Genomic DNA, 13,258 nt, shown 5'->3' with positions numbered 1-13,258 from the left:
GGAAGTAGATTTGAGCGAAGATAATATTAAACAACATTTTCGTCCGGATGAAGCCACCCTTATTGACCAAGCAAATGACTGGGTAGCCACTGCAGAAGGCCAATATCGTCCTGTCCTCACTCCTTTTTTAAATCCGCGTGAACGTTTTATTGTCCAAACGATTGTTAATCGAAATAACAATGTTAAAATAACAATGTATGGTGGTTGGCAAGGCGCAGAAATGCAACGAGTTTTAATTTATCCGCCTTATTATGAACCCTCTATAGAAGACTTTGCTTTACAGGCTTTAGAGATAAACTATCCTGTTAAGTTTTCAGAACTTCACCATCGGCAAATTATGGGAACATTGATTGGTGAAGGGATGGAGCGGAATGCATTTGGTGATATTTTAACTGATGGGTCGCATTGGCAAGTTATCGTAACGAAACCAATGGCAGAGTATTTACGTAAAAACGTTGATCACGTTGGTCGAATTAAGGTTAAATGGATTCCGATCGCAACAGAAGCAGTGGTAACACCTAAAGAAGAATGGGTACCGATAGTTACAACGGTTTCATCACTACGGTTAGATGTTGTGATAGCTGCAGGCTTTAATTATTCACGAAACCGGGCAAAGCAATTAATAGAGCATGGTCAAGTTCGATTAAACTGGGAAGAGATTGATCGTCCAGATTATCAAATTGTGGTTCATGATTTGATATCTGTGCGTCATGGTGGTCGTCTCAGAATCGATATGACCAATGGGAAAACAAAAAAAGATAAAGAAAGAATTACCATTTCAGTTGTAAATGCGTAATTTGAATGGAGGAATTTACTCATGAGTTTGACGGTTGATCAAATTAATAATAAGCAATTTAATACCAAGATGCGGGGTTATAATCCTGAAGAAGTTCAAGAATTTATTCAGGAAGTTTCACAAACAGTTCAACAATTAATAACTGAAAATAATAATTTACAAGAGCAAGTACGGGCTAATGATAGCAAGATTAAGTACTTTGCTGACTTGAAAGATTCTTTAAATAAGTCAATTTTAGTTGCTCAAGAGGCCGCTGATAAGGTTAAAAATAATGCTAAGCGTGAAGCAGATATTATGATTCGTGAAGCGCAAAAGCAAGCAACTGATATTGTTTCGGAAGCTAATGATAAGTCAAATCAAGTAATTGAAGACGCTGCTAATTCTACTAAGAAGTTAACAAGTGAAACTAATGATCTTCGTAAACAGACTCGGATCTTCCGTCAACGGCTTCAAGTCATGCTTGAATCTCAATTAGAAGTCATTAAGAGTAATGAATGGGACAAGCTTTTGGAAAATGATGACTTGAGTAAATATGACGAAATTGAAAAAATTTTAGGCAGTCGTCTTGACAGCAGTTCAGCAACCAGTGTAGAATCAACTGCAACAACTGCTAGTGAAGAACAACCTGTTGAATCAGAACAGCCAGTTGCTTCTGCTGAACAAACAGAAGAAGAGAGTGCACCTGTACAACCAACAGCTGTTAACGATGACAAAGGATCAGATGCACCTGAAACTGTTGTTGTCTTCCCTGATAATAACAAGTAAATCACTAGGATCGTATTTTAATAAAATCGTTGAAGAGAATTGGAATAATTATCATAACGTTGAAGCGAGTCAACAATTGGTGAGAGGTTGATAACGTTTTAGTATTCCTGATCATCTCGGAGTACCTCATTTGAGTTAGTTAGGATGAGGCGGTTCATTATCGTTATCTAATGACATGAGGAAACTTTAATTTTAAAGTTTTAAATCCGGGTGGTACCGCGAAGAAGCTTCGTCCCAGTAATGGGAGGAAGCTTTTTTATTATTAAAATACAAGAATTAATGAAAGGGGTAGTTACAATGCGTGTTAAAGATACGTTAAACCTTGGCCGTACTAAGTTTCCAATGCGCGGAAAGTTACCTGTAACAGAAGCACAACGGGAACAGCTATGGGAAGAAAATAAAGTTTATGAACTACGACAAAAATTAAATGAAGGAAAGCCTACTTTTGTTTTACATGATGGCCCTCCATATGCTAACGGTAATATTCACATTGGCCACGCCATGAATAAGATTTCTAAAGATTTTATTGTGCGCTATAAGTCAATGTCTGGCTACCGGGCACCTTATGTTCCTGGTTGGGATACTCACGGATTACCAATTGAACACCAATTGACTAAGTCCGGTTACGACCGTAAGAAGATGAGCTTAACTGAATTCCGTGATCTTTGTCGGGAATATGCCCTTAAGCAAGTTGATAAGCAACGGACTGACTTTAAGCGTTTAGGTGTAAGTGGTGAATGGGATCATCCATACCTTACCCTTGATAAAGAATTTGAAGCTGCTCAAATTCGGGTATTCGGTGAATTTGCTAAGAAGGGTCTATTATACCAAGCCAAGAAGCCAGTTTACTGGTCATGGTCTTCAGAATCAGCATTAGCAGAAGCTGAAGTTGAATATCATGATGTTGTTGCTAAAACAGCCTTCTTTGCCGAACAAATTAAAGATGGAAAAGGTCGCTTAGATAATGATACATATTTAGTTGTTTGGACGACTACTCCATGGACCATCCCAGCCTCAGAAGCGGTTGCTGTTAATGCAAAATTTGACTATTCAGTTGTAAAGCCTGCTAATGATGACCGGAAGTTTGTTGTTGCAACAGATCTGCTTGATAAATTAGCTGGAAAACTTGGCTGGGAAGATTATGAAGTTGTTGATCATTTAATGGGTCAAGAACTTGAAGGGATGACTACTCAACACCCATATCTTGATCGTGATCTTCTTGTTGGCGTAGCTGATTATGTTACTGCTGATGCTGGTACTGGTCTTGTTCACACTGCTCCTGGATATGGGGATGATGATTACAACTTTGGTAAAAAGTATGACTTGCCAATTTTTGCCCCAATCAATGATCAAGGTGTTTTAACTAAGGAAAATGGTGAAGGCTTTGAAGGGGTATTCTACCAAGATGCTGATGATGTATCCCTTCAAAAGCTAGAAGAAAACAATGCTTTACTTCTTCAAGAGCCATTACAACATAGTTACCCATTTGATTGGCGGACAAAGCAACCAATCATCTTCCGGGCAACTGATCAATGGTTTGTATCAATTGAAAAGATGCGCCAAAATATTTTGGACGCCTTAGAAGATGTTAAGTACCATCCAGAATGGGGAAAGGTTCGTCTTCGCAATATGATCAAAGACCGTGGTGATTGGGTAATTTCTCGTCAACGTGTTTGGGGTGTACCTTTACCAATCTTCTATGCTGAAGATGGTACACCAATCATGGAAGAAGAAACAATCAACCACGTAGCAGACTTATTTGCTAAGTATGGGTCTAATGTTTGGTTTGAACGTGAAGCAAAAGATCTTTTACCAGAAGGATACACTAATGAACATTCTCCTAATGGTAAGTTTACTAAGGAAACCGACATTATGGACGTATGGTTTGATTCAGGATCATCACACCAAGGAGTATTAGCTGAACGTGACTACTTAACATACCCAGCTGACCTTTACCTTGAAGGATCTGACCAATACCGTGGTTGGTTTAACTCGAGTTTGATTACCAGTGTTGTATGTTCAGGACATGCGCCATATAAGGAAATCGTTTCTCAAGGATTTACACTTGATAAGCGCGGTAACAAGATGAGTAAATCTCAAGGTAATGTTATCGATCCAAATAAGGTTGTTCAACAAATGGGTGCGGAAATTATCCGGTTATGGGTAATGAGTGCTGATACTTCGGCCGATGTTCGTGTATCGATGGGAACATTCCAACAGATTTCCGAAGCATATCGTAAGTTGAGAAATACATTCCGCTTCTTACTTGCTAATACCAGCGACTTCAATCCTGAAGAAAATACCGTTTCTTATGAGAAGTTACAATCGGTAGACAAGTACATGTTGGTTAAACTTAACCACTTCTTAAAGACAATGCGGGAAGATTTTGATAACTATGATTTCCTTGATGCTTATAAGGTATTGATCAACTTTGTAAACAATGATCTTTCAGCTTTCTACATGAACATTGCCAAAGATGTCCTCTACATTGAGGCTGAAAATTCAGAAGTTCGGCGATCAATGCAAACTGTCTTTTATGATATTCTTTTGACACTTGTTAAACTTCTTACGCCAATTCTCCCTCATACTACAGAAGAAGTATGGAGCTACATGAATGAACCAGAAGATTTTGTTCAATTAACTGAAATTCCAGATCCACGGACATTCGCTGGGGAAGAAGAGCTATTGAGCAAGTGGGATGACTTTATGGAAGTTCGTTCACACGTTCTAAAGAGTCTTGAAGAAGCACGAAATGCTAAGTTAATTGGTAAATCTCTTGAAGCTCAAGTTGATCTTTACTTAACCGAAGATCAAAAACAATTACTTGATAGCCTTGATGAAAACATTCAATTATTGCTAGGGGTTTCTGCTCTTCATGTCCATCCTGCTGATGAAGCGCCTGCCGATGCTGACCAATACAATGATGGGGTAGCAGTTAAGGTTACAACCGCTAATGGTGAAACATGTGCTCGTTGTCGAATGGTTAAAGAAGACGTTGGCAGTGATCCAGCATATCCTGAATTATGTGCTCGCTGTGCTGCTATTGTTCGGGAAAATTTCCCTGAAACAGTGGAAGACGGTCTAGAAAAATAATGATCTCTAAAAAAACTGATTTTCGATATCCAGTAAATGACAATTATTTTTAAGCGGTGTAAAATACCAAGTGACGCTTGTTGCTTGGTATTTTATTATGGAGTTGGTAAAAATGCTCAAAGGAAAAGTAAAAAGTTTTGATGAACAAAAAGGATGGGGATTTATTACGGTTCCTCACGAAGGAGAAATTTTTGTTCACTATAGTGGAATCGAAGGAACGCGTCGTCGTATCCTTCATCCTGATGAAGAGGTCTCGTTAGTAATTGTTCAAGGACAAAAGGGACCGCAAGCAGCACATGTTCGTGTTTTAAGATAAGGATGGATTCTAATGGAATTTGAAGAGCGACCAATAAGTAGTAAGACAGTTTTTCATGGTCATTTAATTGATGTTGAGGTACAACAGGTTATCACCCCGCATGGTAATAAAACACAACGGGAAATCGTCCATCACGCACCAGCAATTGCGATTTTGGCTTTGACGGCTGATAATAAGATGATCCTTGAAAAACAATGGCGCGCACCGATTGCGAAAACAACCCTTGAAATTCCTGCGGGGAAACTCGATCAACGTGATGCTGATAATGCACTTCATGCGGCTAAACGCGAATTAAATGAAGAAACAAGATATGAAGCAACAAGTTTAAAAAAGATTTCTTCATTTTATACTTCTGTGGGTTGTATGGATGAATATATGACTCTTTATCTGGCCACGGGATTAAAACGGGTTAGCAACGAGCTGCCGCAAGATCAAGATGAACAGTTGATGTTAGAAGAAGTAACTTTACCACAAGCGCTTGAAATGATTGATCAGGGCGAAATTGAAGACGCTAAGACAATCATGGCAATCTATTACTGGCAAGGAATGAACAACCGTGGATAATAAACAACAAGATGAGCAACAATCACGTATGTCACGTAGTCAATATCGTCAACAGCAACGTCAAACTGAACAACCTAATGAAGCGGCAGAAAATACAACTGATCAATTTTATAGTCGCGAAGCAGTTGCTAGTCAGCGTCATGACGAAACAGTGGCAGAAAAGACAGCGCGCTTGAAACGCCGCTTAAATATTGCAATCATTGCTTTGATTGTGGCAATTATTATTGTTTACTTAATACTATTTTATGTTGGATAAAAAGGAGAAAAATATGCGATTTGGAATTATTTGTGCAATGCCTGAAGAAATTAAAGAGTTAACTGCAAAGTTATCCGATAAACAAGAAAAGAAAATCGGGGGTAAATCCTACCTTTTCGGTAAAATCAATAATCAAGACGTTGTATTAGTAGAATCTGGAATTGGTAAAGTGGAAGCTGGGATTACTACTGAACATTTAATTACCGATTGTGGGGCAGATGTTGTGATTAATTCTGGATCAGCTGGCGGAATTGGGGAAGGCTTACATGTTGGTGATATTGTAATTTCAACTGAAACGGCCTATCATGATGTCGATGCAACTGCATTTAATTACCGTTATGGTCAACTCCCAGGAAAAGAACCGCGCTTTAAGGCTTCTGACCAATGGGGACAAGCCTTAGAAAAAGCCGGCGAAAAGACTGGCTTAAATGTAAAACGAGGATTAATTGTTTCTGGTGACCAATTTATTGCAAGTTCAGAAGCAATTAAAGAGATTTTGAATAATTTCCCTGATGCACTTTCTAGTGAAATGGAAGGGGCAGCGGTTGGACAAGTTGCCACTGACCACCAAATTCCATATGTGGTAGTCCGGGCAATGTCTGATACAGGTGATGAAGATGCCGGCGTTAGTTTTGACGACTTTATTATTGATGCCGGAAAACGCTCTGCAAACATGCTTCTTCAGCTCTTTGCAGATTTAGATAAGTAAATGGAAGGATGAAATACTCGTGAGTGAGATTTATTTGGATAATGCAGCAACAACCCCAATGACCCCAGAAGTGATTGCGGAAGTGACTAAACAAATGCAAGAATCATGGGGAAATGCCTCAACTGGTTACTCTTATGGGCGTCATGCCAAACTTGTAATGGAAGATAGTCGTCACATTCTTGCCCAGAGCATTAATGCTGATGATAATGAAATTATCTTTACCAGTGGGGGAACTGAAAGTGATAATACTGCGATTATCCAAACTGCTTTTAAACGGCAGAACCTTGGTAAGCATATTATTACAACTGCCATTGAGCATGAGGCAGTCTTAAAACCCCTCCATTTTTTAGAAGAACATGGCTTTGAGGTAACCTATTTACCAGTTGATGAAAATGGTAATATCTCAATTGATGATTTTAAGGCTGCTCTTCGTGATGATACGATTTTAGTAACCATTATGATGGAAAACAATGAAGTGGGTAGTCAAATGCCTATCCATGAGATTGGTGAAATTTTGAAAGACCATCAAGCATGGTTTCATACAGATGCTGTTCAAGCATATGGACTGTTGCCAATCGATGTTAAAGCTGATCACATTGATATGCTTTCAACATCTGCCCATAAAATTAATGGTCCAAAGATGATTGGCTTTTTATATCGTCGTGATGGCATTAGTTTTCCAAGCTTTATTAAGGGTGGAGATCAAGAAACTAAACGTCGTGCTGGAACTGAAAATGTACCTGGAATTGCCGGTTTTGCTAAAGCGGTAGAATTAAACACGCCGGAAGTAAAAGAAGAACGGCGCGATCGTTATTACGCCTTTAAGCAAAAGATTGTTAACGTGCTTAAGGAAAATAATGTTGATTTTGAAATTAATGGTCAAATCAACAAAACCCACGTACTTAACTTATGGTTTAAAGGCATTTCAACTTATGTTATCCAGACAGACTTAGACCTTGCAGGCATCGCAGTCTCTGGTGGGTCTGCATGTACAGCGGGTAGTATTGAACCATCTCACGTTTTAACAGCGATGTTTGGCGCCGATAGCCCCCGCATTAGTGAATCAATTCGAATTAGTTTTGGCGGGTTAAATACTGAAGAAGATATTGATCAGTTAATTGCTACGATTGTTAAAACCGTTGAAAACCTAAAGAAGATTAATGGGGACAATTAAAATGGAATTTACAAAAACAGTACAAATTTCTGGTGATAAAGATAAATACACAATCAGCCCAGAAATAAAAAAATATGCCTTGCTTGATTTAGGATTTGAACAGACTAACCGGGGAAACTTTGAGTATTTAGGAAGCCTCGATACTGATAATCCATTTAAACCAGTTGCTCGCCTTCGAATTTTAATTAACAGTGACTTAGACGGTTTTAAAATGGAGACTCTTTCTGGAAATGGTTTAAGAAAAATTAATATTTTTAATCACCAACGGGCAACTGAATTTGTGCAACAATATCATTATATTTTAGATGAAATGGTCGCCCGGCAAATATTCACTAAATAAAAACTGTGCAGGGATTGAAATACTTTGGTACAATGGTTATCACTGGATGCATGCGACCTTCAATCGTAGATTATTCCAGAATCTATACGAAATGATGGTGATAATTAATGGCTGATAATAGTCATACACGTGTGGTAGTAGGAATGAGTGGGGGAGTCGATTCTTCAGTGACGGCTCTCCTCTTAAAACGCCAAGGATATGATGTAGTTGGTGTCTTCATGAAAAACTGGGATGACACTGATGAAAATGGTGTTTGTACTGCCACTGAAGACTACAAAGATGTAGCAAAAGTTGCTTCTAAGATTGGGATTCCATACTATTCTGTTAACTTTGAGAAGGAATACTGGGATCGGGTTTTCAAGTATTTCATTACTGAGTACAAGAAAGGTCGTACACCAAATCCTGATGTTATTTGTAATAAAGAGATTAAGTTCAAGGCTTTTATTGAGTATGCTAATCAATTAGGTGCTGATTACGTTGCCACTGGACACTATGCTGATGTAAAGCGTGATGAGAACGGCCGGATGCACCTGATGCGCGCTAAAGATCAACACAAAGATCAAACTTACTTCTTAAGTCAACTTGATTACAAGCAGTTGGATAAGGTAATGTTTCCATTAGCTGGCTACACTAAGCCAGAAATCAGAAAGATTGCTGAAGAAGCTGGTCTTGCTACTGCTGATAAGAAGGATTCAGTTGGAATTTGCTTTATCGGTGAGGATGGTCATTTCCGTGAATTCTTGAGTCAATATATTCCAGCACAACCAGGAAATATGGAAACCCTTGATGGCAAAGTTGTTGGTCAGCATATGGGCTTAATGTATTACACCATTGGTCAGCGTCGTGGACTTGGCCTTGGTGGTAACAAGGAAAGTAATGAGCCATGGTTTGTGATCGGTAAGGATATGAAGAAGAACGTTCTTTATGTTGGTCAAGGATACGAAAACAGCCATCTTTATGCTACTCATCTTGAAGCAAGTGATATTCACTGGGTTGATGATGTCGTAAGTCGTTATGGACGTGATTTTCACTGTACAGCCAAGTTCCGCTACCGTCAGACGGATGTTGGCGTTACTGTTCATTTGTCAGATGATGATCAAATGGTAACGGTTGAATTTGATGATCCTGCACGGGCCATCACTCCAGGTCAAGCAGTTGTCTTTTATGATGGTGAGGAATGTCTTGGGAGTGCGATTATTGATCGTGCTTACAGTCATGACCGGCAGCTTCAATACGTTTAATTCATATTTTTAGACCTTAAAGAAGGCAGAAGTAATTTCACTTTTGCCTTCTTAAATATACATAAAGTAATAACTCTGTGATAAACAATTGCCGCAAACTCTGGTAAGATAGTAAATAAAAGGGGTAACGACAGAGATGACAAAAGTTTATTTAATCCGACACGGAAAAACGCAGTGGAATTTAGAATCCCGTTATCAAGGTGCCAATGGCGATTCACCGTTATTAAAGGATAGCTATCGAGAAATTGAATTATTAGCAAGCTCATTGCAAAGGATTCCGTTTGAGCATGCTTATGCCAGTCCCTTAAAGCGTGCGCGAATAACCGCTCAAGCATTATTGAATCATTTGAATCCAGAAATTCCATTAACAATTGATAGCCGGTTAAAAGAATTTAATTTAGGCAAAATGGAAGGAATGCATTTTGAAGATGTTGCGGCAAAATGGCCTGAGGTTTTAAAAAACTTTCGTCATCATCCTGATAAATATGATGAATCATTAGTAGAAGGGGAAAGTTTTCTGGAAGTAATAGCTCGTTTCCGTGCAGCAATTGAAGAGTATTGTCGCCAGTATCCTAATGGTAATATTCTCGTGATTTCACACGGAGCTGCCTTAAATGCTGCCATTAATGCATTGATTGGAACGCCTCTTGCTCACTTGAAAGATCGTGGTGGACTAAGCAATACATCAACGACGGTTCTTACTACTAATGATGGTCGTCATTTTGAACTTGAGAAGTGGAACGACACATCTTATCTTCACAAGAGCAAGGTTGATCCGACTGATACGATTTAAGAGGTGATATTAATGACAGAGAAAAAAGATTTTCGTGATCCTAAGAAAAAGGAAACAGAAAAATTAGTTCATAAACTAGTTGAAGCAATTGATGAGCACCCAGATAAAGTAAATAATTATTATGATTTAGGTTCTTTGTTAACCCGGTTAAATGATTATCAACAAGCAGAAGAACTCTTTATGAAGGCTTTAGGTATTTTTGAGGCAAAGGGCGACAAGAATGCTATGAATCTTTTAAACTATGGCCTTGGTAACCTTTACTATGAGATTGGCAAAGTTAATGAAGCAATTAAGCTTTACAATAAGATTGATGATCCAAAGCTCAAAGCGGATTCTTATCTTATGTTAGCTCAAAGCTATATGAAAAAGGGTCAATACAAGCAGGCAGTTGCTTATGGATTAACTGCGCTTGAATTACGTCCAGACGATCCTGAAATTAACCAGGTAATCGGTGATTCATTATTAGCATTAGGTGAATTTAAACAGGCTAAAGCTTACTATGATGCAATTCTAAAGTATCATCCAGGACGTGCTGATACGCAGTTTAATCGTGGAATTGTAGCGATGGTTCTCGGTGAGCCTTACAAAGACTACCTTGCGCAAGCTAAGCAGTTAGATCCTAATTACTACCATAAGAGTGAGCAACGTCTTAATGATATTGAAAAAACGCTTCAGGCAACGCAAAAGAAAGATTAGCAACATGAAAGGATGACTTCTATGGCTGAAGAAATCGACCTATTTAAGACGCCAACGGAGCCGTCTTTTTTTATTGGTCAAGTACAATCTGAGATTTTCACTAGTCCAGATTCGTTTTTTAAGGTTTTAATTGTCTCGGTTGAAGAAGCAAACTTTGATTGGCATGAGCCGGAAATTACTGTAACTGGAAGTTTTGGTGATCTTAGTGATGATCAAACTTACCGCTTTGAGGGAAAAATTGTTGAACATCCGCGATATGGACAACAATTTCAAGCGACTTCTTACCATGCCAACCGTCCTACAAGTAAGGATGGATTAGTTGATTTCTTGTCTGGAAAACAATTTACTGGAATTGGAAAAAAGACGGCCGAAAAAATTGTGGACAAGTTAGGAACAGATGCAATTAATAAAATTATTGCTGATCCGCATGTTTTAGATGAATTAAAACTCCGCAAAGCAGTTAAGGATTCATTAGTTGATAATTTACGAGCAAACCAGGGGATGGACCAGATTATTATCGGCCTAAATGATCTCGGCTTTGGTGCTAACCTTAGTAGTGCAATTTTTGACAAGTACGGAGAAGAAACTCTGCATATTATTAATGAAAATCCTTACCAACTCGCTGCTGAGATAGATGGGATTAGCTTTAATCGGGCTGATCAGGTGGCACAGAAATTAGGAATCGCCACGGATGATTCACGTCGAATTGATGCCGCAATTATCCAGACGCTTGATGACTTGACAATGGAAACTGGTGATACATTTACTACAACCAAACCTCTTCTGCAGCAAACTATCCAGTTGCTTGCCCAAGGAAGTGGAGGCCGTGTTTCGACCGATTTAATTGCCAACCAAATTGTTGAGCTAGAGAAAAATCAAGCAATTAGTTATGCGGATGAAAAAATTTATCCAACTGCCCTTTATAACGCGGAATGGCAAATTGCTGATCACTTACATCGTCTTCTTACCGTTGACCAGGAAAAAGTACCAGCAACGACTATTGAGAAAACAGTTACGAAGGTTGCCGATCAATCGGGGATAACCTATGACCAAGTTCAAAAAGAGGCCATCAAAACAGCCTTAAATAGTAAAGTTATGCTTCTTACGGGAGGCCCAGGAACGGGAAAAACAACAATTATTAAAGGGATTGTAGCAAGTTATGCGAAAATTCATGATCTTTCATTGGACGTAAATGAATATAAAGAAAAGTCATTTCCTGTTTTACTAGCTGCTCCTACAGGCCGTGCTGCTAAACGAATGAGTGAAGCTACTGATTTACCAGCAAGTACAATTCACCGCTTGCTCGGGCTTAATGGCCGGGAAATGCCAACTGATATGAATGCCCGCGATTTAGAAGGCTCATTATTGATTATTGATGAAATGTCGATGGTCGATACGCTTTTGTTTAAAACTCTTATTCAAGCTGTTCCTACTTCTATGCATGTAGTTTTGGTAGGTGATAAGGACCAATTGCCATCTGTTGGTCCCGGGCAAGTTTTCCATGATCTTCTTGATTTTGCAGAACTGCCCAAAGTTGAACTGACCAATATTCACCGCCAGGCTGCTGATTCAACAATTATCCCATTAGCTCATGCTATCAAAGAGGGTAAGCTACCATCAGATCTAACGAATAAAATGCCAGATCGATCATTTATCTCATGCCATGCTAACCAAGTGCCAAGTGTGGTTCAACAAATTATTGACCTTTCTAAAAAACGAGATTATTCCGCAAATGATATTCAAATCTTGGCACCAATGTACCGCGGACAGGCAGGAATCGACCGTTTGAATGAACTTGCACAACAGGCGTATAATCCTCCAGCTAATGGAAAGCAAGAAGTCGATTTTAGGGGACTAACTTTTCGTGTTGGAGATAAGGTTCTGCAACTCGTTAATGTTCCAGAAAAGAACATTTTTAATGGTGATATTGGAAAAATCACAGCAATTGAAAGCGGTAGAACAGTCGGTAAGAAAAATGAATCAATTACTGTCGATTTTGATGGTAATGAAGTGAGTTATAGCCGCATGGAATGGAATCAATTACGGTTAGCTTATTGTATTTCGATCCATAAAGCACAGGGAAGTCAGTTTAAGATGGTTCTTTTGCCGATTGTTCAGCAGTTTAGCCGGATGCTTCAACGAAATCTTTTATATACGGCGATTACCCGTGCCGCAGAAAAGTTAGTCTTGATCGGTGAGCCGTATGCGGTTGTGACTAGTGTAAAAAATGAAGCAGTTAACCGGAAAACTTCTTTGGTCGATCGTCTTGATAAGGTTTGGAGTAGGCATGGTGAACTAAAATCAAAATTGGATTATCAAACGGATTCGTTAGCAAAAGAACTTTCTAGTCCGCAACCTGTTCAAAAAGAAAATGAACAGTTAATAAATAATGATGCTCAGCAATATATCCTAACAGCTGATCTTATTAATTCAGAGACAATTGATCCATTAATCGGAATGGAAAATATTAGCTTACAAAGTTTGCATCAAGCCAAATAATACTTGCTTGAATAGT

13 protein-coding genes and 1 other annotated feature are annotated in these 13,258 nt (G+C 38.8%); all 13 genes read left to right on the top strand.

From position 1 onward, the window contains the following. The first annotated feature begins 10 nt into the window (after positions 1 to 10). The 13 genes from LMC10_RS03340 (at position 11) to recD2 (ending at position 13,242) form a co-directional block, all read left to right on the top strand. The gene (locus LMC10_RS03340) at positions 11 to 796 is read left to right on the top strand and encodes a YlmH family RNA-binding protein (RefSeq protein WP_229268923.1); all 786 of its coding nucleotides are present in this window, start codon (positions 11 to 13) and stop codon (positions 794 to 796) included. Between the two features lie 21 nt (positions 797 to 817). Then, entirely contained in the window at positions 818 to 1,561 is a 744-nt protein-coding gene (locus LMC10_RS03335; protein ID WP_019254300.1) for a DivIVA domain-containing protein, read from the top strand. Positions 1,562 to 1,581: 20 nt separating this feature from the next. After that, positions 1,582 to 1,801, top strand: a binding site (T-box leader). Positions 1,802 to 1,858: 57 nt separating this feature from the next. Continuing rightward, complete coding sequence (gene ileS / locus LMC10_RS03330; protein WP_229268922.1) at positions 1,859 to 4,654, top strand: isoleucine--tRNA ligase; 2,796 nt, start codon at positions 1,859 to 1,861, stop codon at positions 4,652 to 4,654. Between the two features lie 112 nt (positions 4,655 to 4,766). Further along, positions 4,767 to 4,970, top strand: a complete 204-nt coding sequence (locus tag LMC10_RS03325; RefSeq protein ID WP_003666775.1) for a cold-shock protein — start codon at positions 4,767 to 4,769, stop codon at positions 4,968 to 4,970. Positions 4,971 to 4,982: 12 nt separating this feature from the next. Then, positions 4,983 to 5,534: an NUDIX hydrolase gene (locus tag LMC10_RS03320; protein WP_229268921.1), complete on the top strand. Its 552-nt coding sequence runs from the start codon at positions 4,983 to 4,985 to the stop codon at positions 5,532 to 5,534. Then, a complete protein-coding gene (locus LMC10_RS03315) occupies positions 5,527 to 5,790 on the top strand; it encodes a hypothetical protein (protein WP_229268920.1) in 264 nt (87 codons plus the stop codon). Before LMC10_RS03320 ends, LMC10_RS03315 begins: the two co-directional genes overlap by 8 nt. Positions 5,791 to 5,803: 13 nt before the next feature. Then, on the top strand, positions 5,804 to 6,499 hold the full coding sequence (locus LMC10_RS03310) for a 5'-methylthioadenosine/adenosylhomocysteine nucleosidase (protein ID WP_003668310.1): 696 nt from the start codon (positions 5,804 to 5,806) through the stop codon (positions 6,497 to 6,499). 19 nt (positions 6,500 to 6,518) lie between these two features. Beyond that, positions 6,519 to 7,673 (top strand): cysteine desulfurase family protein, encoded by a 1,155-nt coding sequence (locus tag LMC10_RS03305; RefSeq protein WP_229268919.1) that lies wholly within the window; start codon positions 6,519 to 6,521, stop codon positions 7,671 to 7,673. Position 7,674: 1 nt separating this feature from the next. Further along, a complete protein-coding gene (locus LMC10_RS03300; RefSeq protein ID WP_003666780.1) occupies positions 7,675 to 8,013 on the top strand; it encodes a DUF1831 domain-containing protein in 339 nt (112 codons plus the stop codon). A gap of 107 nt (positions 8,014 to 8,120) precedes the next feature. Further along, positions 8,121 to 9,254 (top strand): tRNA 2-thiouridine(34) synthase MnmA, encoded by a 1,134-nt coding sequence (gene mnmA / locus LMC10_RS03295; protein ID WP_229268918.1) that lies wholly within the window; start codon positions 8,121 to 8,123, stop codon positions 9,252 to 9,254. Between the two features lie 136 nt (positions 9,255 to 9,390). After that, positions 9,391 to 10,047 (top strand): histidine phosphatase family protein, encoded by a 657-nt coding sequence (locus LMC10_RS03290; protein WP_135951473.1) that lies wholly within the window; start codon positions 9,391 to 9,393, stop codon positions 10,045 to 10,047. 12 nt (positions 10,048 to 10,059) lie between these two features. Further along, positions 10,060 to 10,743, top strand: coding sequence for a tetratricopeptide repeat protein (locus LMC10_RS03285; RefSeq protein ID WP_229268917.1), 684 nt, complete (start codon positions 10,060 to 10,062; stop codon positions 10,741 to 10,743). Positions 10,744 to 10,764: 21 nt separating this feature from the next. Beyond that, on the top strand, positions 10,765 to 13,242 hold the full coding sequence (recD2, locus tag LMC10_RS03280; protein ID WP_229268916.1) for an SF1B family DNA helicase RecD2: 2,478 nt from the start codon (positions 10,765 to 10,767) through the stop codon (positions 13,240 to 13,242). Positions 13,243 to 13,258 lie beyond the last annotated feature (16 nt).

Origin of the sequence: Limosilactobacillus reuteri subsp. simiae, assembly GCF_020784875.1 — a bacterium.
GTDB lineage: Bacteria > Bacillota > Bacilli > Lactobacillales > Lactobacillaceae > Limosilactobacillus > Limosilactobacillus reuteri_H.
The sequence above is the reverse complement of the archived record's forward strand: the minus strand, read 5'-3'. Positions and strand labels throughout refer to the sequence as shown.

Coding starts and splice junctions, on each gene's coding strand:
- ileS (WP_229268922.1), top strand. CDS start 1,859: ATGCGTGTTAAAGATACGTTAAACCTTGGCCGTACTAAGTTTCCAATG.
- LMC10_RS03320 (WP_229268921.1), top strand. CDS start 4,983: ATGGAATTTGAAGAGCGACCAATAAGTAGTAAGACAGTTTTTCATGGT.
- LMC10_RS03335 (WP_019254300.1), top strand. CDS start 818: ATGAGTTTGACGGTTGATCAAATTAATAATAAGCAATTTAATACCAAG.
- mnmA (WP_229268918.1), top strand. CDS start 8,121: ATGGCTGATAATAGTCATACACGTGTGGTAGTAGGAATGAGTGGGGGA.
- LMC10_RS03290 (WP_135951473.1), top strand. CDS start 9,391: ATGACAAAAGTTTATTTAATCCGACACGGAAAAACGCAGTGGAATTTA.
- LMC10_RS03325 (WP_003666775.1), top strand. CDS start 4,767: ATGCTCAAAGGAAAAGTAAAAAGTTTTGATGAACAAAAAGGATGGGGA.
- LMC10_RS03285 (WP_229268917.1), top strand. CDS start 10,060: ATGACAGAGAAAAAAGATTTTCGTGATCCTAAGAAAAAGGAAACAGAA.
- recD2 (WP_229268916.1), top strand. CDS start 10,765: ATGGCTGAAGAAATCGACCTATTTAAGACGCCAACGGAGCCGTCTTTT.
- LMC10_RS03300 (WP_003666780.1), top strand. CDS start 7,675: ATGGAATTTACAAAAACAGTACAAATTTCTGGTGATAAAGATAAATAC.
- LMC10_RS03310 (WP_003668310.1), top strand. CDS start 5,804: ATGCGATTTGGAATTATTTGTGCAATGCCTGAAGAAATTAAAGAGTTA.